The organism is Mesorhizobium sp. 1B3, assembly GCF_050958605.1.
In the GTDB taxonomy this organism is placed as follows: Bacteria; Pseudomonadota; Alphaproteobacteria; order Rhizobiales; family Rhizobiaceae.
Genome location: NZ_JBJHDO010000001.1, coordinates 146,236 through 168,455, shown reverse-complemented (window position 1 = coordinate 168,455; position 22,220 = coordinate 146,236). Strand labels below are relative to the sequence as shown.

At 62.0% G+C, this 22,220-nt stretch carries 20 protein-coding genes; 4 read left to right on the top strand and 16 right to left on the bottom strand.

Going from position 1 to position 22,220, the window contains the following annotated elements:
* Positions 1-9 precede the first annotated feature (9 nt).
* From ACCO56_RS00775 to ACCO56_RS00735, 9 genes are all read right to left on the bottom strand, one after another.
* Positions 10-2,079, bottom strand: coding sequence for a hydantoinase/oxoprolinase family protein (locus ACCO56_RS00775; RefSeq protein ID WP_433636688.1), 2,070 nt, complete (start codon positions 2,077-2,079; stop codon positions 10-12).
* On the bottom strand, positions 2,079-2,576 hold the full coding sequence (locus tag ACCO56_RS00770; protein ID WP_433636686.1) for a GAF domain-containing protein: 498 nt from the start codon (positions 2,574-2,576) through the stop codon (positions 2,079-2,081). Before ACCO56_RS00770 ends, ACCO56_RS00775 begins: the two co-directional genes overlap by 1 nt.
* Positions 2,563-3,378 carry an ABC transporter ATP-binding protein gene (locus ACCO56_RS00765; RefSeq protein ID WP_433636684.1) on the bottom strand — a complete coding sequence of 272 codons (816 nt, stop codon included), beginning with the start codon at positions 3,376-3,378 and terminating at the stop codon, positions 2,563-2,565. Before ACCO56_RS00765 ends, ACCO56_RS00770 begins: the two co-directional genes overlap by 14 nt.
* Positions 3,375-4,265: an ABC transporter ATP-binding protein gene (locus ACCO56_RS00760; RefSeq protein WP_433636682.1), complete on the bottom strand. Its 891-nt coding sequence runs from the start codon at positions 4,263-4,265 to the stop codon at positions 3,375-3,377. The genes ACCO56_RS00765 and ACCO56_RS00760 overlap by 4 nt, the downstream gene beginning before the upstream one ends.
* Entirely contained in the window at positions 4,262-5,095 is an 834-nt protein-coding gene (locus ACCO56_RS00755; protein WP_433636679.1) for an ABC transporter permease, read from the bottom strand. The genes ACCO56_RS00760 and ACCO56_RS00755 overlap by 4 nt, the downstream gene beginning before the upstream one ends.
* A gap of 1 nt (position 5,096) precedes the next feature.
* Positions 5,097-6,122, bottom strand: coding sequence for an ABC transporter permease (locus ACCO56_RS00750; RefSeq protein WP_433636678.1), 1,026 nt, complete (start codon positions 6,120-6,122; stop codon positions 5,097-5,099).
* Positions 6,123-6,226: 104 nt separating this feature from the next.
* A complete protein-coding gene (locus ACCO56_RS00745) occupies positions 6,227-7,825 on the bottom strand; it encodes an ABC transporter substrate-binding protein (RefSeq protein ID WP_433636676.1) in 1,599 nt (532 codons plus the stop codon).
* On the bottom strand, positions 7,822-8,502 hold the full coding sequence (locus ACCO56_RS00740; protein ID WP_433636675.1) for a helix-turn-helix domain-containing protein: 681 nt from the start codon (positions 8,500-8,502) through the stop codon (positions 7,822-7,824). Before ACCO56_RS00740 ends, ACCO56_RS00745 begins: the two co-directional genes overlap by 4 nt.
* 127 nt (positions 8,503-8,629) lie before the next feature.
* Positions 8,630-9,340: a phosphoribosyltransferase gene (locus ACCO56_RS00735; RefSeq protein ID WP_433636673.1), complete on the bottom strand. Its 711-nt coding sequence runs from the start codon at positions 9,338-9,340 to the stop codon at positions 8,630-8,632.
* A gap of 137 nt (positions 9,341-9,477) precedes the next feature.
* On the opposite strand from ACCO56_RS00735, the gene ACCO56_RS00730 reads away from it, so the two are divergent.
* The gene (locus tag ACCO56_RS00730; RefSeq protein ID WP_433636671.1) at positions 9,478-10,656 is read left to right on the top strand and encodes a M20 aminoacylase family protein; all 1,179 of its coding nucleotides are present in this window, start codon (positions 9,478-9,480) and stop codon (positions 10,654-10,656) included.
* A gap of 10 nt (positions 10,657-10,666) precedes the next feature.
* Here the strand turns inward: ACCO56_RS00730 and ACCO56_RS00725 are convergent, their stop codons facing one another.
* The 7 genes from ACCO56_RS00725 to ACCO56_RS00695 form a co-directional block, all read right to left on the bottom strand.
* Positions 10,667-11,578 carry a nucleoside hydrolase gene (locus ACCO56_RS00725; protein WP_433636669.1) on the bottom strand — a complete coding sequence of 304 codons (912 nt, stop codon included), beginning with the start codon at positions 11,576-11,578 and terminating at the stop codon, positions 10,667-10,669.
* Positions 11,579-11,583: 5 nt separating this feature from the next.
* Complete coding sequence (locus ACCO56_RS00720; RefSeq protein ID WP_433636667.1) at positions 11,584-12,906, bottom strand: amidohydrolase family protein; 1,323 nt, start codon at positions 12,904-12,906, stop codon at positions 11,584-11,586.
* Between the two features lie 13 nt (positions 12,907-12,919).
* A complete protein-coding gene (locus ACCO56_RS00715; RefSeq protein ID WP_433636666.1) occupies positions 12,920-13,981 on the bottom strand; it encodes an ABC transporter ATP-binding protein in 1,062 nt (353 codons plus the stop codon).
* 4 nt (positions 13,982-13,985) lie between these two features.
* Positions 13,986-14,777, bottom strand: a complete 792-nt coding sequence (locus tag ACCO56_RS00710; protein WP_433636664.1) for an ABC transporter permease — start codon at positions 14,775-14,777, stop codon at positions 13,986-13,988.
* A 3-nt stretch (positions 14,778-14,780) separates the two neighbouring features.
* Positions 14,781-15,608, bottom strand: a complete 828-nt coding sequence (locus ACCO56_RS00705; protein ID WP_433636663.1) for an ABC transporter permease — start codon at positions 15,606-15,608, stop codon at positions 14,781-14,783.
* A gap of 103 nt (positions 15,609-15,711) precedes the next feature.
* A complete protein-coding gene (locus ACCO56_RS00700) occupies positions 15,712-16,740 on the bottom strand; it encodes an ABC transporter substrate-binding protein (RefSeq protein WP_433636662.1) in 1,029 nt (342 codons plus the stop codon).
* Between the two features lie 155 nt (positions 16,741-16,895).
* The gene (locus ACCO56_RS00695) at positions 16,896-17,267 is read right to left on the bottom strand and encodes an SET domain-containing protein (protein ID WP_433636659.1); all 372 of its coding nucleotides are present in this window, start codon (positions 17,265-17,267) and stop codon (positions 16,896-16,898) included.
* Between the two features lie 270 nt (positions 17,268-17,537).
* Here ACCO56_RS00695 and ACCO56_RS00690 point away from each other — a divergent pair, with 270 nt between their 5' ends.
* From ACCO56_RS00690 to ACCO56_RS00680, 3 genes are all read left to right on the top strand, one after another.
* Positions 17,538-19,007, top strand: coding sequence for a GumC family protein (locus ACCO56_RS00690; protein WP_433636656.1), 1,470 nt, complete (start codon positions 17,538-17,540; stop codon positions 19,005-19,007).
* Between the two features lie 69 nt (positions 19,008-19,076).
* Complete coding sequence (locus tag ACCO56_RS00685; protein WP_433636655.1) at positions 19,077-19,877, top strand: CpsD/CapB family tyrosine-protein kinase; 801 nt, start codon at positions 19,077-19,079, stop codon at positions 19,875-19,877.
* 460 nt (positions 19,878-20,337) lie between these two features.
* A complete protein-coding gene (locus tag ACCO56_RS00680) occupies positions 20,338-22,122 on the top strand; it encodes a hypothetical protein (protein WP_433636653.1) in 1,785 nt (594 codons plus the stop codon).
* The last annotated feature ends 98 nt before the right edge of the window (positions 22,123-22,220 follow it).

Here is a 22,220-nt window from a genome sequence, read left to right as displayed (position 1 = left end):
CTTCCCCTCCTAGCCCAGATGGATGTGGATGTTGCCGTAGCCGTCGATCTCTACCCGGTTGCCGGGATGGATGACGACCGTGGTGCCGGGATCCTCGACGATGGCTGGGCCGGTGAAGCTCATGCCCGGCTCCAGCCTGGTCCCGTCGTAGATGGCAGCCTTGTGGACGCCCTCCAGCGCATAGTCGACGTCACGATGACCCTTGAGCGCGATCTCGGACTTGGCATCCGTCGCCTCACGCTTGCGCATGGTGAGCTTGCCCACTTCGGCCGATGCCACGAGGTGAATGCCGACCATCTCGACCGGAGCGTCGAGGCGGTAGGTGTATTCGCGCTCGTAGGTCTCGTGAAAGGCCGCTTCGATCGCCGCGAGCCGGTCATCGCTGACCGTGCCCTCGATCAGCACTTCGGTCGTATGCTCCTGGTTCTGGTAGCGGAACTTGCCGTAGCGCAGGAACCGGACTTTCGCCGGGTCGACGCCCTCGGCAGCGAACTGGGCCTTTGCCAATTCCTCCGCTTCTGCGAAGGCCGCTTCGATCCCTGCGGCGGCCCCCTTCTTGAGATCGGCCAGCCGCGTCACGAAATAGTCACGACGGAGATCCGACATCATCATGCCCCAGGCCGAGAACACGGAGGCGCCTTTCGGGACGACCACTTTCTTGACACCGAGCTCCGCGCCGAGCGCCACCCCATGCATGGCACCGCCGCCGCCGAACACGACAAGCGTGAAGTCGCGCGGGTCGTGGCCGCGATTGAGCGACACGAGCTTCAGCGCGTTGACCATATTGTTGTTGGCGATGCGGATGATGCCGCGTGCGGCTTCGTCCGCATGGACGCCGAGCTTGTCGCCGACTGCCTTGATGGCAGCCTCGGCCGCCTTCATGTCGGCCACGACCTCTCCGCCGCAGAAATAGTCCTTGTTGATGCGCCCTAGCCAGAGATTGGCGTCGGTCGTGGTGGCCTTGTCGCCGCCGCGCCCATAGGCCGCCGGTCCCGGCTTGGCGCCGGCCGATTGCGGCCCGACATGCAGCTTGCCGAAGTCGTCGACCCAGGCGATCGAGCCGCCGCCATTGCCGATCTCGACGAGATCGACCACCGGCACCATGATCGGATAGCCTGCCGAGGTGCGGTCGCGCTCGATCCAGTAGTCAGTCTTGATCTTGACCTCGCCGTTCTCGATCAGCGAGCACTTGGCCGTCGTGCCGCCGATGTCCAGCGCCAGCACGTTGGGCTCGCCGATCAGCTTGCCGAGCTCGGCCGCGCCCCAGAAACCTGAAGCGGGTCCGGATTCCACCATGGTGATCGGGATCTTCGCGACGGACTCCAGAGAGTCGACGCCGCAATTCGACTGCATGATGTAAAGGCTCCTGGCGAAGCCTTTCTCGACCAGCCCATTCTTGAGACGGGACAAATAGCGCTCCGCCGTCGGCTGCACATAGGCCGACAGCACCGCCGTGTTCGAGCGCTCGTATTCGCGCCACTCGCGGGTGATCTGGTGCGAAGAGACCACGGAAACGCCCGGCCACAGCTTCTGCACTTCCGCAAGCGCAGCCTGCTCATGGGCAGTGTTGGCGTAGGAATGGAGGAAGCAGATAGCGATCGCCTCCACCCCGTCCTTGCGAAAATCGTCGAGGATCGCCGGCAGTCCGCCGAGGTCGAGCGGCTTCAGCTCCTCGCCCTTGTAGGACATGCGACCCGGCAGTTCCCGACGCAGATAGCGGGGAACGAAGGGCTTGGGCTTCTCGTAGTGAAGGTTGAAGAAATCAGGCCTGTTGCCACGCGCGATCTCCAGCGTGTCGCGGAAACCTTCGGTGGTGATGAGGCCCACCTTCACGCCCTTGCGCTCGGTGAGAGCGTTGATGACCACGGTCGTACCGTGGGCAAGGAAATCGACCGCCTTCGGATCGACGCCGCCCTTCTCCAGGACGTTCAGGACGCCTTGCTCGAAATTCGGTGGTGTGGTGTCCGACTTCGCTGTGATGATGCGCGACTCGCCGGTTCCGTGATCGGTCTCGAAGCAGACCAGATCGGTAAAAGTGCCGCCGACATCGGTCGCGACGCGGATCGTCTTGTTCGTCATTAATGGCCTCCCTCGCATTCGTGGAGCAGAAGGCAGACGGTCCCGGGAAGCTTCAGCGCTTCCGCGGCCTCGACCTTCTCCCTGGTGTAGAAACCTGCTTCGTGCAGGCAGTTGATGGTACCGAGTACCCGTCCGCCGACGATGATCGGCACGTTGATGACCGATTCGCAGCCGAGCGATTTGATCAGTTCGTGGTCGCTGAAGACGGCGGCGATACCTTCGATGTCATTGGCTACGAAGGTCCGCTTTTCGCCGATCACCTGGCGCGTCCAATCGGTCTCGTTGGCAGGCTTGGTGCCGGAAACCGGATACGCTTCCGGCATGTTCGAATAAATGCGGCCGGCTTCGCCCGTTCTGGCGTCGTGGGTCATGACCGTGAAGAGCTTAACGCCCACGGCCTGTTTCGTGAGTTCGCAAAGCGCATCGAACGCCCCTTGCGCATCCGCCTTTTCGGCGGCGACGGATTTGGTGAAGGACGAGTAGTCAGGCACTTGCATTGCTCTTCTCCATGAGCCGGTCGCGCAACTCCACCTCTTCGGCGGTGACGACCGGTACGGCGCCGATGAGCCGGCGCGTATAGGGGTGCTCGGGATGGGCGAAGACGGTCTCGGTCGGGTTGAGCTCGACGAGCTTGCCCCTTTCGAAGACCGCGACTCGGTCGGCGATGTTGCGGACCACCGAGAGATCGTGGGTGATGAAGATGTAGGTCAGACCGCGCTTCATACGCAGCTCGTTGAGCAGCTTGAGGACTCGGGCCTGCACGAGCACGTCCAGCGCGGAGGTCGGCTCGTCGAGCACGACGATCTCCGACTGGCAGGCGAGTGCCCGGGCGATCGCCACGCGCTGCCGTTGGCCGCCCGACAAGGCGGCGGGCGAGCGCTTGCGGAAGTCTGCGGGCAGGCCGACTTCCTCGAGCAATTGTCCTGTGCGTTCGGCGCGGCCGGCCTTGTCGCCAATGCCATGCACGTCGAGCGCCAGGCGCAGTGACGCGCCGATCGTACGCTTCGGATTAAGCGACGACAGCGGATTCTGCTGGACGAGCTGGATCGCGCGGCGATGGGCGAGATCGCGCCGGGCCGGCAGCGCGCTGCCGCGGAAGCTTATCTCCCCAAGCGTCTGCGGATAGATACCGAGGATCATGTTGGCGAGTGTCGATTTGCCCGAACCGGACTCGCCGACGATGGCCAGGCATTCTCCCTCATGGACGTCGAAGGACACATCGTCCACCGCGCGCACCTCGCGCGAGCCCGTAGCGAAGACCTTGGAGACGGAACGAAGGGAAAGCATGGGATGGGTCATGCCGACCTCCCCGGTTCGCCATGGCCTTCGTGGATCACGAGCGGCGCGAAATAGGCTTCCGACGCGTCCTCGATTTCGGGGATGCCGCCTCCGGTGATGCGTGGCACGGCTCTCATCAAGGCCTGGGTGTAGGGGTGGCGCGGATCCTCGAAAAGACTTGCCGCGGGTCCCTGCTCGACGATGCGGCCCTTGTAGATCACGTAGACCCGGTCGGCGAATTCGCGCACCACACCGAGGTTGTGCGAGATGAAAAGCACGGAGGTGTGGTGCTTCTCGACAAGGTCGCGCATCAGGCCGAGCGTCTGCGCCTGGACGGTGACGTCGAGTGCCGTACCCGGCTCGTCGGCGATCAGCAGAGAGGGTTCGTTGGCGAGCGCCATGGCGATCATCACGCGCTGGTTCATACCGCCGGAGAGCTGGAACGAATAGGAATCGAGCACCCGCTCCGGCTCGGGTATCGCCACGTCCTTCAGAGCCGCGACGGCCTTGGCGCGAGCGTCCGAGGCCGAGATGCCGGGAGCGCCGCGCGACAGCACCTCGTGGAACTGCGTGCCGATCGTATAGACCGGGTTGAGCGAAGAGGTCGGATCCTGGAAGATCATCGACATCTTGGTGCCGCGCAGATGTTGGCGTTCGCGCGCCGACAGCCCGGCGAGATCGCGACCCTCGAATTCGACAAGGCCGGAAAGCCGCGCGCTTTTGAGCTTCTGCAGGAGGCCGAGCACGATGCGCGCCGTCACCGACTTGCCTGACCCGCTTTCGCCGACCAGCGCCACGCGCTCGCCCTTGCCGATATGCAGCGAGATGCCGTGCAGCACCTCGACCAAGCCCGACCAGGTACGGAAACCGAGCTTCAGGTCGCTTATGCGCAATGTGGGCGTCGTCATTGATCGCCTCCCAGGATTTCGCGCAGCGCATCCCCAACCAGGTTGAACCCGAATACGGCGATCAGGATCGCAAGGCCGGGGAACACGGTGAGCCACCAGGAGTCGGGCAGGTATTTCGCCCCCTCGGCGACCATCGAACCGAGGTCGGGGGTCGGCGGCTGCACGCCGAGGCCGAGGAAGGAGAGCGACGACGCGATCAGGATCACGAAGCCCAGATCCAGCGTCATCTTGGTGAGGATCGAAGGCACGCAGTTCGGGAGGATCTCGCGGAACATAACGTGCGATTTCGAGGCGCCGATCACCTCGGCGGCGAGCACATAGCCTTCTTCTTTCTCGGCGCGGGCGAGATTGTAGACGAGCCGCGTGTACCAGGGCCACCACATGACCGTGACCGCGATCATCCCGTTGGTGAGGGTCGGCTCCAGCAGGCCCATGACCGACATGGCCAGCACCAGCGGCGGGATCGACAGGAAGACGTCGGTCAGACGCATCAGCAAATATTCGGTCCAGCCGCCGAGATAACCGGCGAGCAGACCGATGGTGACGCCGACCGGCACGGCGATGGCCAGCACCACGATGCCGAGGATCAACGAAATGCGATAGGCATAAACGATGCGGGTGAAGAGATCGCGCCCAACGAGATCGGTGCCGAAAATGTAGGGCCATTCCGGCGGCCGGTTGAAATTGGCGAAATCGACCACCGCGCCGACATGTTCGGGGAACGGCGTGATGAAGTCCGCGAAGATCGCCGCGAGAACCACCACCGCGATCAGGACGAGCCCGAGCAACGAGAGCGGATTTCGCAGAAGAATGGAAAGGGTCCTCTTCATCTCAGGAGGCCCTCTGCGAATAGCGGATCCGCGGATTGATGAAAGCGATCAGCAGATCGACGATGACATTCACGATGAGGAACATGGCCGAGATGATCAGCACGGTGCCGACGATGGCATTGAGATCCTTGCGCAGGATCACGGCAACGCCGTAGCGCGACAAGCCGGGCCAGGCGAATACGGCTTCCACCAGGAAGGCGTTGCCGAGCATGGCCGCGAAGTCGAGGCCGATGATCGTAAGTGAGGGAATGAGCGAGGGACGGAAGGCGTAGCGCCGCGCGATGCGCTTTTCGGGGAAGCCGTAGGACTGCGCCATCTCGATGTAAGGCCGCTCATAGGTTTCCACCATGTTGGAGCGCGTCAGGCGCGCGGCCTGCCCGATGCCCGAAAGAGCCAGCGCGAAAGCCGGCAGCACGACGTGCCAGGCGGCGTTGCCGAAGGCCCTGATGTCACCGGCAAGCAGCGTGTCGATCAGCAGGAAGCCGGTGACGGGCGCGACGGTCATCGTGTCGGAGATGCGCCCGGCGATCGGGAAGAGCGGCAGGAAATAAGCGAAGACGAGCATCAGGATCACCGCCCAGACGAAAGCGGGAGCGGAGACGCCGAGCAGTGTCACCATGCGGATGCAGCCATCGACCCAGCTGTCGCGGTAACGGGCCGAAAGGACGCCGAGCGGCAAGCCGAATACCACCATCATGAGGCCGGCCACGATGACCAGTTCCAGCGTGGCCGGCAGGAACTGCGCGATGTCGACGGACACCGGACGATTGGTGTAGAGCGACATGCCGAGATCGCCGCGGAAGAGATCTGCGATGAAATAGCCATATTGGGTGACGAGCGACTGATCGAGATGCAGCCGCTCGCGCAGCGCCATTACCTGTTCGGCGGTCGCGTTCGGCCCGAGCGCTATGCGCGCGGGGTCGCCGGGAATGACCCTGGCGATGGCGAAGATCAGCATGGAGACCCCGATCAGCACGATCAAAGAGGTGCCCAGCCGCTTCGCGAGGAGGCGGATGACAGCAGGCATCGCGAGACGCTTCCGTTACAGGAGCGGCAGTGGCCATGCTTCGCGATTCCCTGGGCGTTCCCAGCTTTTGGAATTGCTTCGGCCACCAGCCGCTCGGTTTCAGCCTATTCGTTCATTTCCATCAGCCGGAAAGTGAAACCCATTCCCGGGAGGGTGAAAGCCTTGCTCTTGTCGGACAGCGCAGGCACCGATACCCGCTTGCTTGCAGCGAATACGGCATTCTGGTCATAGGCGAAAATTGTCGGCGCTATTTCACGCAAGCGCTTGCCTGCCTCGGTGTAGACGGCGGCACGCTCGTCTTCGCCCGTGACTGTGCGCCCCTTGTCGAGCAGCTCGTCGACCTTGGCATCTTTCAGATACTCCGTGGACTGCCATGTTCCGGCCGCTGAGGAATGATACATGTTGTAGAGCAGCGTATCGGGATCCGCTGTCACTGCATTGTTGAAGATTTGCGATATGTTGGGCGTGTTTTCGGGCTTGGTCACCTGCTCGGAAAACAGCGCCCAGGGAATCTTCCTCACCTCGGATTTGAGGCCGATCTCGGCAAAATTCGCCTGCATCAAGAGCGCGAAACGCTCCTCCAGCGGAACCTCGCCGACCCAGGAAAGCTCGACCGTGAATTCGTCGGGCTTGTATTTGCACTGAGCCAGATAATTCTTGGCCGCCTCGACGTCGCGCTTGAAGGTTTCGCTGGCCGGCAGCGAGCCGAGCATGCCGACAGGCAGCGGTCCCGTGGCCGGGCTGCCCAGGGAGACCGTGTCGGTGATCGCCACCATCCTGACGGCGGTATCGTAGTCGAACGCATTGGCCACGGCCAGGCGGCAGTTCACGTCGTCGAACGGTTTCTTGGCCGTATTCATCTTGATATAGAAACCGGTGCCGCCAGACTCCGTCAGGAGTTGGGCACCCTGCCCGGCGAGCGACTTCAAGACCTCCGGCGGCAGCCACTGCGAGGAGATGTCGTGCTCGCCCTGAGCGATAAGGGTGCGCACCGTCGCAGCCTCCAGCCCATAACGAAAGCGAACGGTTTCCGGCGCCTTGGCGGGCACGCCGAGGAAATAATCGGCGCTCTTGGCCATCACCGTTTCTTCCTGCGGATTGTGCGACACGACCTTGTAGGCGCCCGTGCCTGCCGCATGGGTGGAAAGATAGGCCTGGCCCCAATCCTTCATCTCGCCATCGCCGGCACCGAGATTTTCCATGACGAGCTTCTTGTCGACAATGGGAAGGCGCAGCAGCGCCGAAATGAAGGGCGAATACACATCCGAAAGCGTGAACTTAACCGTGCCGGCGTCGATGGCCTCCGCCTTCTCCACATCCGCGAAAAGGTGAGAAAGCCCCTGACCGATCGCCTTCATGCGGTCGAGTGAGAACACGACGTCCTCGGCCGTCAGCGGATTGCCGCTCTGGAATTTGACGTCCTGGCGAAGTTTGAACGTGTAGGTCTTCCCGTCGGTCTCCCAGCTTTCCGCCAGATGCGGGACGACGCCGGGTCCGCCCTGCTTCGACAGGACCAGCGTATCGTAGACGTTGAACATCAGGACAGAGTCGGCGTAGTCGCTCGCCTTGGCGGGATCGAGCTCGCCGACCGCCACTTCGTCGAGACGGAGCACGGTCTCGGCAGCCGCCTGGCCGGACAGGGCGGCAAACGACGCGGTGCCGGCGATCAGCGCGGCCGCGAACGGCTTCAACAATCTCTTCATGATGACTTCCCCTTTATTGTTTTCGGTTGCTTTGCTGTGCTCTTGCGGCCGTTCGCGCGCGACACGGCCATGCTGGTTTCCGGACGTCCCGTCGGCGCGCCGTCTCCGAACACATCCATCGTGCAGGTGTGCAGGAGCGTCGTCGTTTGCGCGGTATGGTTCCACGTCACATGCGTCCTGATAGACGGGAAATGGACGGAATCCCCGGCTTCGAGGATGGTGCGCTCACCGTCGATCTCGATGGTCAGCGAGCCGTCGAGGATGAAGAACATCTCTTCGCCCTCATGCGACATCGGCTCGCTTCGGAAGCCCGGCGGTTCATGGATGATCACGCTGCGCAGAACATTGCCGGGAAAGGACGCGGAAAGGCGCTCATAGGTGATCCCATTTCCCCCGAGCGCATAGGTCGGGCGGCTGCGGTGGCGCGTCACGGGTTCGACACCGCTCGGCTGAGACAAGAACTCACCGACCTCCGACTTCAATACGCGGCATACGGTTATCAACGAGACGAGCGAAGGCGTGGTGATGCCGCGTTCGATCTGCGAGATGAAGCCGACGGAAAGGCCAGCGGCGTCGGCGACATGCTTGAGCGTCAGGCCGAGAGACTGGCGACGGTCCCGCAGCCGCGTTCCCAGCGGATCTGCGAATTCCGACGATGTCTCGACTTTGCTACTCAACCGCGTCGTCCTCCACCGGTTTTAGTATTTCTAAAAAAGTAGACGGACCGGCAACGCTGAGTCAACAAGAATTTTAGCGATACTAAAACTGCGTGATGGGAATCGCTTCACTGCCCGGGCAGGGCAATTAAGTTATTGAAAAATTGCGGCTTTCAGGGGCCCATGATCCGTCCTCCGATCGCCGCAGAAGAGGCGAGGACACCGCGCCGGCCACAACGGGAGACAGCCTCGGGTCGAACTCTCTTATCGGCTTTCGCCAGCGCTCGCCCTGCAGCATGGCTGCGACGATCCCAACGGGGTTCAACCCTGCCTTGCGCAGCAGACGCAGCACCGAAACCATGGAAGCGCCGGAGCTGACGACATCGTCCACCACGACGATCCGGCGCCCCGTGAGCAGCGGCAGCATGCGCGGATCCAGATAGAGCCGCTTGGCATGGGTTGGGCTGGTGATCGAGGACATCGGCTCGGAAAGATCCTCGCTGTACCAGAATTTGCGCGAGGTTCCGAGTGCCACCATGCGGGGATGACCGAGGCGGCGGGCCACTCCGTTGGCAAGCGGCAGACCCAAGGTCGGAACGCCGACGATCACATCGGGCGCGTGATTTCGGGCGAGCGCGGCCATGGCTTCTGTGAGCGCGTCCTCGACGGCGAAGCTAGCCTGGTTGACGATGAGCGACGCCACGGCCGAGGTTCCGTCGCCAGGGAGGACGCGGATCGGCAAGGCGATCTGGCGACCGTCCGGCAGCACGGCGGGATAGAGATCGACGAAGCCCGGCACGACGGAAAAACTATCGGCGGGATAAACGACCTGCCAGAATTCATGCGGTGCGAGTGGCAATGCTCGCCTTTCTATTGCAGAAGGGCCAAGGCGTCGGATCGACGCGACGAGAGTCGGGATTAAAACATCGGCTTCGGATTTGGGAGCCGAATTCCACAATCCCATGCTTGGTATCGATTGCACTGACGGAGCGGACGATGGGCTTACAGGATGTGGACCCCGCTGAATGGGACATGCTGACGGCATTGCGGCGTGACATCCATGCCCATCCCGAGCTCGGCTTCGAGGAGGAACGGACGGCCGGCATCGTGCGGCGGATGCTGGCCAAAGCCGGTGTCGAGGTGCATGCGGGGTTAGGGAAAACCGGCGTGGTCGGCACGCTGAAACTCGGCGACGGGACAAGACGCATCGCCTTGCGCGCGGATATGGACGCGCTCGCCATGCCGGAAACGGCGGAGGATCGCCCGTACAAATCGCGGACGTCAGGTAAGATGCATGCCTGCGGTCATGATGGCCATACCGTCATGCTGCTCGGCGCCGCACGGCGGCTCGCCCAGCGGCGCAACTTCTCGGGAACGGTGCATTTCGTCTTTCAGCCGGCCGAGGAAGGAAGGGGCGGCGCACGCGCCATGATCGACGACGGCTTCTTCCGGCAGTTTCCCGTCGACGCGGTTTACGGGCTGCACAACATGCCGGGTCTGCCGCCCGACGAGATGGCGGTCGTGGCGGGCCCTCAGCTCGCTTCGTCGGATCGCTGGTCGATCACCTTCGAGGGCATCGGCACCCATGGCGCGAAACCGCATTTTGGACGCGATGCCATGACCGCAGCCGGCCAGTTCCTGACGTCGCTGCATACGATCGTGGCCCGGCGCATCGACCCGCTACAGCCGGCCGTGATCAGCGCCTGCGCCATCGAGGGCGGGCATTTCGAGGCTCTCAACGTCATCCCGGACAAGGTTCGGATCGGCGGCACGGCGCGGGCTTTCACGCCCGCTGTGAGAGACCAGATCGAGGAGGAGATCGGCGAGCAAGCGAAAGGCGTTGCCGGGCTCTACGGGGTCGCTTGCGACTACAGATATTTCCGGCAGATGCCGCCGGTGGTCAACGATGCCGGCGCGGCCGCACGCGCCCTCAAGGCGGCACAAAGCGCGCTCGGCGTGGAAAGGGTGCGGACGGCCTTCGCTCCCTCCACCGCAGGCGACGACTTCGCCATGTTCAGCAGCGAAGTGCCCGGAGCCTATGTCTGGCTTGGCAACGGTCCTGCCGAGGACGGCGCCCTGCACCACAACAGCCGCTACGACTTCAACGACGCCGCGATTCCCTCCGGTGTCGGTTTCTGGACGACACTGGTCGAACAGGAACTGGACAAGACGTAGTCTTCCTTGGCTACCGGGCCTTCAACCGTTCCAGGAGCAACTGGAGCGCCCCGGCAGCATCGACGGTCATCGCGATATCGACCGGCGCACCGCCCTTCTCGTCCAGAAGGAGCGACCCGGCATCGGGACCGTCGCTGATATCAACCGACAGCCTGAAGGTCTCGATGCCGAACAGGCCGGGTTCGATTGCCTGAAGCATTACGCAGGGATCGTGCAGGGGCCGGCTCTCGCGGCCGCTTCCCGACTGGAAGTAGGCATCGATCAGCTCGCCCGATGCGATGGCGGCCGTGGTGCCGGCAGCCTTCAGCAAGGTGGTGTCGGTTCGTGACGCGCGGACCTTTCGAGTCACATCGAGCGGGATCATCGTCAAGTTGAGCCCAGCCCGCAGGACGACAGCTACGGCTTCGGGATCGGCCGCCATGTTGAATTCCGAGCGTGGTCCGACGTTGCCGGGCTCGCGCACCGCCCCGCCCATGGCGATCACACGCCTGATACGTCGCGCGGAAGACGGCCTGTCGAGCACCAGCCGGGCCACATTGGTGAGCGGCCCGAGCGCGAGGATGTCGATCGTGTCGGGCTCGTTTTCGTCAAGCAGCCCGGCGAGCCAGCCCACCGCGTCGCCCGCCGGGGCGCTTGCCGGATCGGGAAAGGCGACACCGCCCAATCCGTCGCCGCCGTGGATGTCGGCAACGTCGAATCCCTTGCGCGACAGCGGCCCCGCAGCCCCGATCAAGACAGGAATGTCGCTCCGCCCAGCGAGCGCCAGGATGCGTCCCGCATTCCGCGTCGTCGTCGCGATGCCGATATTGCCCGCGACGGTGGTGATACCGCGAATGTCGAATTCCGGCGACCACAAGGCGAGGAGGATGGCCACAGCATCATCGATGCCGGGATCTGTATCGATCACAACCAACCGAGACATGCAATTCATCCCGCGGCGTCGATGCGCGCCATTTCGGCCTTGAAGGCGGCCGCGACCTGCAGCGCGTCGCGCATCACCTTCTTGCGGTCGAGCGTCAACACCTCCCGACCGCGCATCAGCCACTTGCCGGCGACCATGACGTCCCGGACATCGACCGGCATCGCCGAAAAGACGAGCGAGGCATAATAATCGTAGATCGGCTGCATGCGCGGCGCCGATACGTCAATGCGGACGAGATCGGCCTGCTTGCCCGGCTCCAGCGAGCCTATCCGGTCGTCGAGACCGAGCACCCGTGCGCCCTCGATCGTCGCCATGCGCAGCACTTCGACCGCCGGCATCGGCTTGCGGCTGTGGCCGAGCAGCTTCTGGAACATCGTGACCGGCGCGAATTGCGAAAAGAGGTCCAGCGTGTTGCCGCTCATCGGGCCATCCGTGCCGATGCCAACCGGGATGCCCGCCCTGCGCATCGTCTCGACCGGTGCGATGCCCCTCCCCGCCTTGGCGTTGGATCGGGCGTTATGAGCGACACAGACCCTGGCATGCGCCATCTTCTCAATGTCGCTCTCGCTGACATGCAGGCAATGGGCGCAGATCAAACCTTTACGCAACAGGCCTGCCTTCTCCACCACCTCAACCGGCCGCAGTCCGTGATTCCTCGCGCACCATTCCATTTCCGAATCCATCTCGGCGAGATGGATCTGCACGGGCACGTCGGGATGGTCGTCGGCCCAGCGGGCGACCCGGTTCATCACCGCGATGTCGGTCGAATAGGGCGCATGCGGCGCAATCGACGGAACGACGCGCGCATGGCCAGCGAACTCCGCGACCAGTTCCTCGACCAGCGCAAAACCTTCGTCGATCGTGCGATGGTCCGGCGGATCGAAGTCCGCGATCGTCTGCCCGACGACGCCCCGAAAGCCTGCCCTGTCGACGACGCGGCCGACCTCGGTCTCGTAATAATACATGTCGGCGACGGTCGTGACGCCGCCCTCGATCAGTTCAAGCGCGGCAAGCGCCGTGCCCGCCCGAACCATCTCCGGCGTGACGAACTTCCGCTCCATAGGCAGCACGTAGCGATAGAGCCGGTCGTCGACATCCTCACCGAGACCACGGAACAACGTCATCGCCATATGGCAATGCGGGTTGATCATTCCTGGCATGACGATGTCGCCGCCGGCGTCGATGATCTCCGCTCCGGCGATCTCAGGCGCAGGCCCCGCACCGACGGCCTTGAGGGCATCGCCTTCGACATGGACATAGCCGCCTTCGATGACGCTCATCGCGGCATCGCAAGGCAGGATGACGGCATTGGTGATCAGGATGGACATGGTGCCGACGCGCTCACTCCGCTTTCAGGACGCAGCACTGGTCCGGCACGGGCACGAGCCGAGCGGCGCTGCCGGGTTCCAACGGAGCCGAAAGCGAGCCGTTGGCGATCAGTTTCCCTGCGGCCGTGTCGCATTGGTACTGGTAGGCGCGACCGAGATAGGTGCGCAGGCCTAGCGTCGCGGGAATTCCCTCGACGCCAGGATCGGCCGAGAAGACCAGCCCGTCGGCACGCGTCGCAAGCACGAAATCATCTGGGATGACACCGAGCCTTTCCTGGTTCAGCGAGAGCCTGGTACCTCCCGCTGCCTCCGCCGTCACGAGAGAGCCATCGCGTGCGGCCACCTTCATGGGGATCAGGTTCTCGAAACCAACAAAGCGTGCAACGAAGGCATTGGCCGGGCGCTGGTAGAGCACCTCCGGCGTATCGAGCTGCATGATGCGGCCGGCGTTCATGATCGCAACGCGGTCGGAGATCGAGAACGCCTCCTCCTGATCGTGCGTCACATAGACCGAAGTGGTGGTATTGGCGCGCTGAAGCTGACGGATCTCCACACGCATGTCGACCCTGAGCTTGGCGTCCAGATTGGAAAGCGGCTCGTCGAACATCAGGAGCGGCGGTTCGATGACGAGCGCTCGGGCAAGCGCCACGCGCTGTTTCTGTCCGCCAGAGAGCTCGCCGGGCAGGCGATCGGCGAGCGTCGCAAGGCCGACACGTTCCAGCATCGCCTTGGCCCGCTTCTCCCGCTCGGCCGCAGCAATGCCCCGCTGCTTCAGGCCGAAGGCGACATTGTCGAGCACCGAAAGATGAGGAAACAGCGCGTAGTTCTGAAAGACCAGCCCGATGTCTCGCCGATGGGCCGGCAGCTTGGTGAGATCCTTTTCGCCCAGCCTAATGGAGCCCGATGTGGGCTCCAGGAAGCCGGCGATGAGGCGCAGGGTGGTCGTCTTGCCGCAACCTGACGCACCGAGGAGCGAGACGAGTTCGCCGGCACCGACGGTGAGCGAGAGGTCGTCCAGGACCTTTGTCGTCCCGTAATGCGCGGTGAGATTTTTGACTGTAAGGGACTGGGTCATCGTCTTATTTCGCGAGGAAAGTGAGGCCCAGCGTGCGCTCGACGATCGCCATGACGGCGACGGTGAGGAACATCAGGAGCACGGAAACCGAAGCGATCGTCGGATCGAAGAATTGTTCGACATGGGCGAGGATCTGGATCGGCAAGGTCGAGATGCCGGGACCGGTGAGAAAGAGCGAGGTCGACACGTCGTTTATCGAGGTGATGAACGCCAGGATGAAGGCCGCGATCACGCCGGAGCGGACATTGGGCATAACGATCGTGAAGAAGGTCTTGACCGGCGGACTCCCGAGGCTGATCGCGGCCTCTTCGACAGAGAAGTCGAAGGAGGCGAGGCTGGCGGAAACGACACGCACGCAATAGGGCAATACCAGGAGCGTATGTCCGATCAGCAATGTCGGAAAAATCGGCATGCTCGCCCCCACCGCCACCGACTTGAGGAGCGAGAAACCAAGCACGATTTCCGGCACCAGGATCGGCAGGACGAAGATCGTCGACAGCCAGGAGGGCAGGCGCACGCGATAGCGGTTGAGCGCATAGGCTGCGGGAATGCCGATCAGCAGGGCCAATCCAGTCGCCAGGAAGGCAAGCTGGAGGCTGGTGACGATTGTGCGGCGAAACGCGCTGATCTCGAAGATATTCTCGAACCAGCGCAGTGACAGGCCCTGCGGCGGGAAGGTCAAATAGGTCGTGTCGCTCACCGACGCGCCGAGCACGATGATCAGTGGGCCGACGAGAAAGATATAAACCGCTATGGTGAACAGGATAAGCAGCGGGTGGATGCGCGCGGTCATCATGGTCTAGGTAGCCATCGGATTGAGACGCCGCGCGATGCGGCTCATGATCAGCACGGTGGAGATGGTGATGACCACCATGATGGCTGCAATGGTCGAGGCGCCGACCCAGTCGAAGCGCACCATCGCCCGTTGATACATCAGCGTGCCCATCACCATCTGCTGCTCGCCGCCGACAAGCTGCGGGGTCGCGTAGGCGGTGAAGGATCCGGTGAAGACGAGCACGGCCCCGACGATCAGACCCGGCACGGCAAGCGGTAGGATCACCTGCCGGAAGGTCGCGGTCGGTGTGGCGCCGAGCGAGGCGGCGGCCTGCACCACGTCGTCGGGGATATTCTCGAGAACGCCCACAAGCGTCAGGATCATCAGCGGAACAAAGAGATAGACCATCGCCACTATCACCGCGCCCTCGCTGTAGAGCATGGAGAGCGGTTCGGTGACAGCGCCGATGCCGAGCAGAAAGTTATTCATGATTCCGTTCTTGCCGAGGATGATCAGCCAGGCGAAGGAGCGCACGACGACACCAGTGAGCAGCGGGAAGACGGCGGCGACGATAAGCAAGCTCTTCAGTCGCCCCGGCGTCTTGGCGACGACATAGGCCGTGAGGAATCCGACCACCAGCGAGATGGCCGTCGTCGCGAGCGAGATCTCGATCGTACGCCAGAGCACATTGCGGCGAAACCCGCTGCCGAAGAATGCGGCATAGGAAGAGAACGGTCCGGCTTCCTCGCCGAAGGTGGCAAAGATGGTGGCCGCTACGGGCAGCACCAGGAAGACGAGGACGATGAGCGTCGCCGGTGCGGCGAGCGCCCAAGCGGCATGGCGTTTGAACATTCCGGTGTATCCTGATCAACGGGCGCTCCGACAAAAGATCGGAGCGCCCGCCCTAGCTCTAGATGCCAGCGCCGCCTGTCGACCGACTTGGCGGCAGCCGCCTCTACATGCCGAACACTTCGTTCCAGCGGTCGATCCACTCGTCCTTGGCGGCGTTCAGCTTCTCGTAGTCGACGGTCTTCAGGGAAGCGACCACATCGGCCCCATAGGTCCATTGCCTGGCCTGTTCGGGCGTGAGCTTGACGGACGTGGCGACCGGCGCATCGACGCCGTTCTCCGCAAGGGTCTGCTGCAATGCCGGATCGAGCACGAAATTGATGAACTCGTGCGCCAGTTCGACATTGGCAGCATTTTTGGGGATGTTGATCGTATTGAGCGTGGCGATGGCGCCATCGGAAAGCTCGGCCCAGGTCGCCGTCGGCACGGCTGCCTGGATCTGGGCGAGGGTGAAGTCCTGGGCAACGGCGACGGAGATCTCCCCGGTCGAGAACAGATTCACCAGCTCCGAACCCGTATTGAAGTTCTTTACCACGTTGGGCTTCAGCGCCTCGATCGACTCGAAGGCCGCGTCCGCGTCGGCGAAGGCATCCACCCCGGCATGGCCGCCGGCGATCATCACCATCATCGGGCCGGCAGTCGTCGTGATGCCTGGCAGCGAGATCTGGCCCTTGAGCTCTTCCTTCCAAAGGTCGCTCCAAGAGGTGATCGGCGTCTTCACCTTGGCCGAATCGTAAATGATGCCGACACGGCCTATCGAATAGGCCGGACCATATTCGCCCTGGGGCGCCTTCGCGATCTCGTAGAGGCCGGCGAGGTTGGGCAGCTTGGATCGATCGACCTTCTGGAAGACGCCCTCCTTGATGCCGATCTGCGAATAGGCGTCCGTGAAATAGGCGACATCGACGCCGGCGCCATCCCGGATCTTGATCTTGTTCAGTCGGTCGGCATTGTTGCCGGTCTCGAAGACCAGTTCGCAGCCGCATTTTTCCTGAAACGGCTTGACGATGTACTGGTCGAGCTTGTCGCCATTGAACCCCCACCAGGAGATGGTGAGCGTCTTGGACTGCGCCATGACCGGCGCGGCTGCGAAGCAGGCAGCGCCTGCCAGCAGCAATGTGAGGAATCTGTTCATTCTGGCCCCTTCCTTTGCCGGCCCGCACGCGCCAAACTGTACGCCTTCGACGGCCGGACCATATTTTCGCAGCCTTCCTCCAGCAAGGCCAAATATCGCGCAACCGACAGGTATAGCTGCCCGCGAAACAGGCAACACAAGTGATGCGGGAAAACTCATGTGAGTTCGAAGCCTTCGTAAAACTCCCGGTAGTCGCAGGTGATTTCCTCGTCCGCGGCTATGTCGCGCAATGCCGTACCCTCGCCCTGCCGGGAGAAATCCGTGTTCGGAGTTTCGGAATGGTTCATGAAGCGTCCGTTGTCGGTCTCGTAGACCAGGAATCCCGGTTTCACCGGGCTTGGATAGGCATAGCGGTCGAGAAGTTCGCGAAGGTGTGAAGGCGCGGAGGCGTACTTCTCAATGGGGACGAGCATGTCGAAATCCGGGTCCGGCCGCCAGATGATTTCGCCCGCCACGATCGGGCGCGCCGCGAAGACCCCCACTCCTTCGATGCTGCTCGCGGCAATGTAGGTGCCCACCAGAAGCACGCCATCTCCTCGGTCGCTCGCCCGTTGCCGGCCCCTCAGGCCGTAGGGCTCCGATAATGGATAGCTCACTGAAGCGGATCGATCGAGCCCGAGACCGCACGGCGGCCGCCTAACGCATGGGTCGGAAGGGCTAATCCATTGGGACTATGGTTCGGCCGATCCGCCGGACGCCCCTAACCCGATCGATGATCTATCATATGTCCAACGCCCGCCCGAGAATGAACACGCGGCCATCGGGTCGTTTTCGGGGGCCGGTTCGGCGGGGCGGCAATGGGCGATCTCGACTTACGTTTCTATCTTTCCATTCTGTGGCGTAGATCACCTTACGCGGTAGCGATTGGCATCCTCGTCAGCGGAATCGCAATCGCGGTGGCGATGTTGATGCCGGAGCTCTACCGCGCGAACGCGAAGATCCTGGCGGAGGCCCCGCAAATCCCTGCGAAACTCGCCCGCACGACCGTGATGACGGATGTCGGCGGCCAATTGCAGATGCTCCAGCAGCAAGCCATGACGACCGAGAACCTCGTAGCACTTGCCCATAAGCTGAACATCTATGGGGACGATACAGCAAAGCTCTCGAACGAGGATATCGTCGATGATATGCGCTCGCGCATGGCGTTCGAAGCCATTCCCCTGGATCCCCAGCAGGGAGGTCAGGGCAATATGGTCCTCAACGTTACCTTCGACGCCGGTGATCCCGGCCTCGCCGCCGACAGCGTGAACGAGTTGGTGTCTTTCATCCTGGGTAAGAATGCACGCCAGAGGACCGATCGTGCTGAAGATACGCTGCAGTTCTTCGAAAGCGAGGTCGAACGGCTGCGGAGCGAACTCGCCAAGACGGAAGCGGATATCCTCAACTTCAAGAACGAGAACAAGGACACGCTACCGGACAGCCTGGAGTTCCGGCGCAATCAGCAGGTCGCCCAGCAGGAAAGATTGATGATGATCGAACGCGAGGGAACCGAGCTTCGCCGCCGGCGCAACAATCTCATCCAGACCTACGAAACCACTGGGTTCCTCAACAACGCCGGTCCGATCACCCCCGAGCAGCAGATGCTGCAGGAACTGAACCGCGCCCTGTCGGACCAGCTCGCGATCTTCTCGGAGAGCAGCCCTAATATCCTGGCGCTCAGGAAGCGGATCGCCGCCCTCCAGGAGAGCCTTCGCAGAAAGCAGGCCGAAAATCCAAAGGCCGACGGAAAGAAGCCCCTCTCCGAGTTCGATCTGCAGCTCTCCGACATCGACGATCGTCTGCGCTATATCGAGCAACTGAAGCCGTCGCTCACGCAAAGCATCGCAGACCTTTCCAGGACGATCGCCGCCACGCCGCAGAACGCGACGATCCTTAACGCGCTTGAACGAAATCGCGATAACATCCAGACTCAATACAATGCGGCTGTTGCAAGCCTCGCCGAAGCCTCGACGGGACAGCAGATAGAGATGCGTTCGCAAGGTGTGCGTCTGTCCGTGCTGGAGCCGGCGACACCACCGGAGGGCCGGCTGAAGCCCAAGCGGCGGCGCATCGTGGGGGCTGGCCTGCTCGGTGCCGCGGGCCTGGGACTTGCCTTCGTCGTCCTGCTCGAGATGCTGAACAAGACGATCCGCAGGCCGATCGAACTGGCAAAGGCGCTGGAACTCCAGCCTCTCGCGACCATCCCCTATATAAATGTGCCGGCAGAACCGCGCCGCCGAAACCCACTGCACCTGCTCGGCCTAAGATGGGCCGCTCGAACACCTTGATCTTCCCGATGCCCAGGCGGAGGCACACTCTTGGACTTGCAACAAGAATCATTCAACGGGATTGGGACGATGGAGCGCATACAGACAGCCTTGCAGAAGGCGCGCGAGCAGCGCGGTTCGGACCAGTTGGCTGAGCAGACGTTTTCCTCCTGTCTGCGCCTCGGCAGCGAGGTTCTTTGGGAGACCCTCCCCAAGCTGAACACCGACCCTAAGCTTCTGGCGCGTAACCGTATCGTCACGCCCTACAGGTCCGACACGGCCTATGTCACCTTCGACATGCTGAGGACCGCGGTTCTGCAGCAGATGCGCCAAAACAACTGGAAATCGGTGGCGATCACGTCGCCCACACCGGGCTGCGGGAAATCCGTCATCAGCCTCAATCTCGCTTTCAGCCTGGCCAATCAGAAGGAATGCCGGACAGCCCTGATCGATCTCGACCTCAGGCGGCCACAAATCGCGAAGCTCCTGGGGATGAAGACCCCGCCTTCCATCGAAAGTTTCCTCAGGGGCCATGCGGAAATCGAAGACGTATTCGTCCGTTACGGCGACAATCTCGCCATTGCGGGCAACGGACGGCCGGTGCGCTTCGCAGCGGAATTGCTGCAGAGCTCGGATACCGCCAAGACATTCAAATCAATGAAGCAGAAGCTCGATCCCGATGTTCTGATCATCGACATGCCGCCGATGCTGAGCAGCGACGACGTCCCTGCGTTCCTTCCCAATGTGGACTGCGCCATCCTTGTTGTCGCCGCCGAAATGACCACGGTGAGGGAAGCCGATATTTGCGAAAGCAGCCTGGCGGAAAAAACCAATGTGCTCGGCGTCGTGCTCAATAAGTGCCGTTATACCCCCGACAAATACGGCTACTAAAAATCAATCAACCGATCGCAAGCATCGACAAGCCATCTTTGGCTACTCAATAGAAATCGGAACATTCGGCTCCTCACTTGTCGTACTGATCAATGTCCCGCACATCCAATTTCAATCATTAATAAATATTTATATCCTTGCTCCGTCATTCAAGAATCGCTACCACCCGTGATTACGGCAGTATTAGGTGCTGCCGCATAAAACCCTTTCTGGTCGCTAATCCTTGAGTAATTTTAAGCGATATGCTGTCAGGATTCCGCCTCGCCCTGAGACATAACGGCTAAATTAGCTCGGGTCTCCAGTCACACTTCTTCATCTTTGTTGATTTGAAACTCCGCCAGAAGGCATACTAGCAAACGCTTTAGTAGCGTCTGCTTACTTATTTTGGCGCTGCCCATCCATATCCAAAAGTAGTGAAAGATCCCGGCCAACGGGCGTGGGGGAGAAGGGTTTTAGCAAAATGCCAAGCACAACTTTTCCCAATGAAAGCAATTCAGGCGTGCCTGCGGGGACAAAGCTGACTGCCTATACGGGTCCGATGAATATCACTCGGAACGGCACGGTCATCGAGAATGCCATCATCAACGGAACGCTGTCGATCAAGGCGGCGAACGTCACGATCAAGAACAGTATCATTCAGAATTTCACAACATGGGGGATCGAAGGTGAAGACGCAGCCAACCTTCGTGTCGAGAATAGCGACTTCATCGGATTGGGCCGCTCTCAAGTAACTAATTCCGCGATCCTCGGGTCGGGCACGTTTGTCGGCAACGACATTCAAGGCGTGGCGATCGGCATCCAGCTGACCGATGGCGCCAGCACGGTTCGCGGCAACTACATCCATGATCTCGCCAGCAACGCCGCCGACCCGCACTATGACGGAATCACCGCTCTTGGAAGGCAGAACAACGTCCTGATCGAGCACAATATGATCTCCGTGCCTCAGGATCATGGCACGGCTTCGATCCTGATCCAGAACACCTTCGGCCCTGTCAACAATGTCACGGTCCGGGACAATTTCATGATCGGTGATCCGTCGTATACATTGTATGTGGATGGATCGAGGGATGGCGGCCCCATCACGAACGTGACGGTCGAGGACAACTATGTCGACCGGGGGGCCTACGGCTATTTCTCGGTCACCAACTCGAACCCGGTCATCCGCAACAATATCCAGTGGCAGGAAGGCAAAGACCCATATCCCATCGACCCGGACACAACACCCACTCCGACTCCGACGCCCACACCTACTCCAACGCCCACGCCCACTCCGACTCCGACTCCGACTCCGGACGGCCGCACGATTACGGGAACGAGCGGAAACGATTCCCTGGCGAGCAAGGGGCTGGCAAGTGCATGGAACGAGAAGTTCCTTGGCCTTGCAGGGAATGACACCCTGACCGGTGGCGCCGGCGCGGATCATCTCGATGGCGGCGCGGGCATCGACACCGCCAGCTATGCAGGCTCCGATGCCGCGGTCAATGTCCGGCTCGATACCGGCAAGGCCTCCGGCGGCCATGCGACCGGCGACAAGCTGGTCAGCATCGAGAACCTGACCGGCTCGAGCCACAATGACACGCTGCGCGGCAATTCCGGCAACAACGTGCTGGATGGCGGCAAAGGCGCCGACTATATGGCGGGTGGTGCCGGCAACGACACCTATGTCGTGGACAACGCCAAGGACGTCATCTTCGAAGCAGGCAGGGGCGGCGGCCGCGATACGGTTAAGTCGTCGGTCAGCTACACCATCGTCTCCAACGTGGAAGAGCTGCATCTGACCGGCACGGCCAATGTGAACGGCACCGGCAACACCGGCAGCAACGTGCTGCGCGGCAACTCCGGCAACAACGTCCTGAACGGCCACAATGGCGACGATGTCATCAATGGCGGCCTCGGCAACGACACGCTGACCGGCGGCTATCAGAAGGACACCTTCGTGTTCGATACCGCCCTCAGCGCCTCGAACAATGTCGACCGGATCACCGACTTTTCGGTGGTGGATGACGTCATCCATCTCGACAACGCGGTGTTCACGGCGCTGACCAAAACCGGGGTTCTCGCCGACTCGGCCTTCGTCAAGAACACGACCGGGCTCGCCCAGGATGCCAACGACCGCATCATCTACGAGACCGACACCGGCGAGCTGTACTACGACGCCAACGGCAGTGCCGCCGGTGGCTCGGTACACTTCGCGACCTTGAAGGCCCACTTGAACCTCACCGCGGCCGACTTCGTCGTGATCTAGTAATCAGCAATCTCCCATCGGCAGCTTCACTCACGGTGGGCACACTGGACGGACTTACCAGGACCCGTCCGCTGCCAACTGGGCAAGCTGGAGCGCTT

Excerpts from the sequence above, each read along its gene's own strand:
- ACCO56_RS00760 (WP_433636682.1), bottom strand. The coding sequence starts at position 4,265 with ATGACGACGCCCACATTGCGCATAAGCGACCTGAAGCTCGGTTTCCGT.
- ACCO56_RS00775 (WP_433636688.1), bottom strand. The coding sequence starts at position 2,079 with ATGACGAACAAGACGATCCGCGTCGCGACCGATGTCGGCGGCACTTTT.
- ACCO56_RS00715 (WP_433636666.1), bottom strand. The coding sequence starts at position 13,981 with ATGACCCAGTCCCTTACAGTCAAAAATCTCACCGCGCATTACGGGACG.
- ACCO56_RS00755 (WP_433636679.1), bottom strand. The coding sequence starts at position 5,095 with ATGAAGAGGACCCTTTCCATTCTTCTGCGAAATCCGCTCTCGTTGCTC.
- ACCO56_RS00710 (WP_433636664.1), bottom strand. The coding sequence starts at position 14,777 with ATGATGACCGCGCGCATCCACCCGCTGCTTATCCTGTTCACCATAGCG.
- ACCO56_RS00705 (WP_433636663.1), bottom strand. The coding sequence starts at position 15,608 with ATGTTCAAACGCCATGCCGCTTGGGCGCTCGCCGCACCGGCGACGCTC.
- ACCO56_RS00770 (WP_433636686.1), bottom strand. The coding sequence starts at position 2,576 with ATGCAAGTGCCTGACTACTCGTCCTTCACCAAATCCGTCGCCGCCGAA.
- ACCO56_RS00700 (WP_433636662.1), bottom strand. The coding sequence starts at position 16,740 with ATGAACAGATTCCTCACATTGCTGCTGGCAGGCGCTGCCTGCTTCGCA.
- ACCO56_RS00730 (WP_433636671.1), top strand. The coding sequence starts at position 9,478 with ATGGGCTTACAGGATGTGGACCCCGCTGAATGGGACATGCTGACGGCA.
- ACCO56_RS00720 (WP_433636667.1), bottom strand. The coding sequence starts at position 12,906 with ATGTCCATCCTGATCACCAATGCCGTCATCCTGCCTTGCGATGCCGCG.
- ACCO56_RS00690 (WP_433636656.1), top strand. The coding sequence starts at position 17,538 with ATGGGCGATCTCGACTTACGTTTCTATCTTTCCATTCTGTGGCGTAGA.
- ACCO56_RS00685 (WP_433636655.1), top strand. The coding sequence starts at position 19,077 with ATGGAGCGCATACAGACAGCCTTGCAGAAGGCGCGCGAGCAGCGCGGT.
- ACCO56_RS00725 (WP_433636669.1), bottom strand. The coding sequence starts at position 11,578 with ATGTCTCGGTTGGTTGTGATCGATACAGATCCCGGCATCGATGATGCT.
- ACCO56_RS00745 (WP_433636676.1), bottom strand. The coding sequence starts at position 7,825 with ATGAAGAGATTGTTGAAGCCGTTCGCGGCCGCGCTGATCGCCGGCACC.
- ACCO56_RS00765 (WP_433636684.1), bottom strand. The coding sequence starts at position 3,378 with ATGACCCATCCCATGCTTTCCCTTCGTTCCGTCTCCAAGGTCTTCGCT.
- ACCO56_RS00750 (WP_433636678.1), bottom strand. The coding sequence starts at position 6,122 with ATGCCTGCTGTCATCCGCCTCCTCGCGAAGCGGCTGGGCACCTCTTTG.
- ACCO56_RS00680 (WP_433636653.1), top strand. The coding sequence starts at position 20,338 with ATGCCAAGCACAACTTTTCCCAATGAAAGCAATTCAGGCGTGCCTGCG.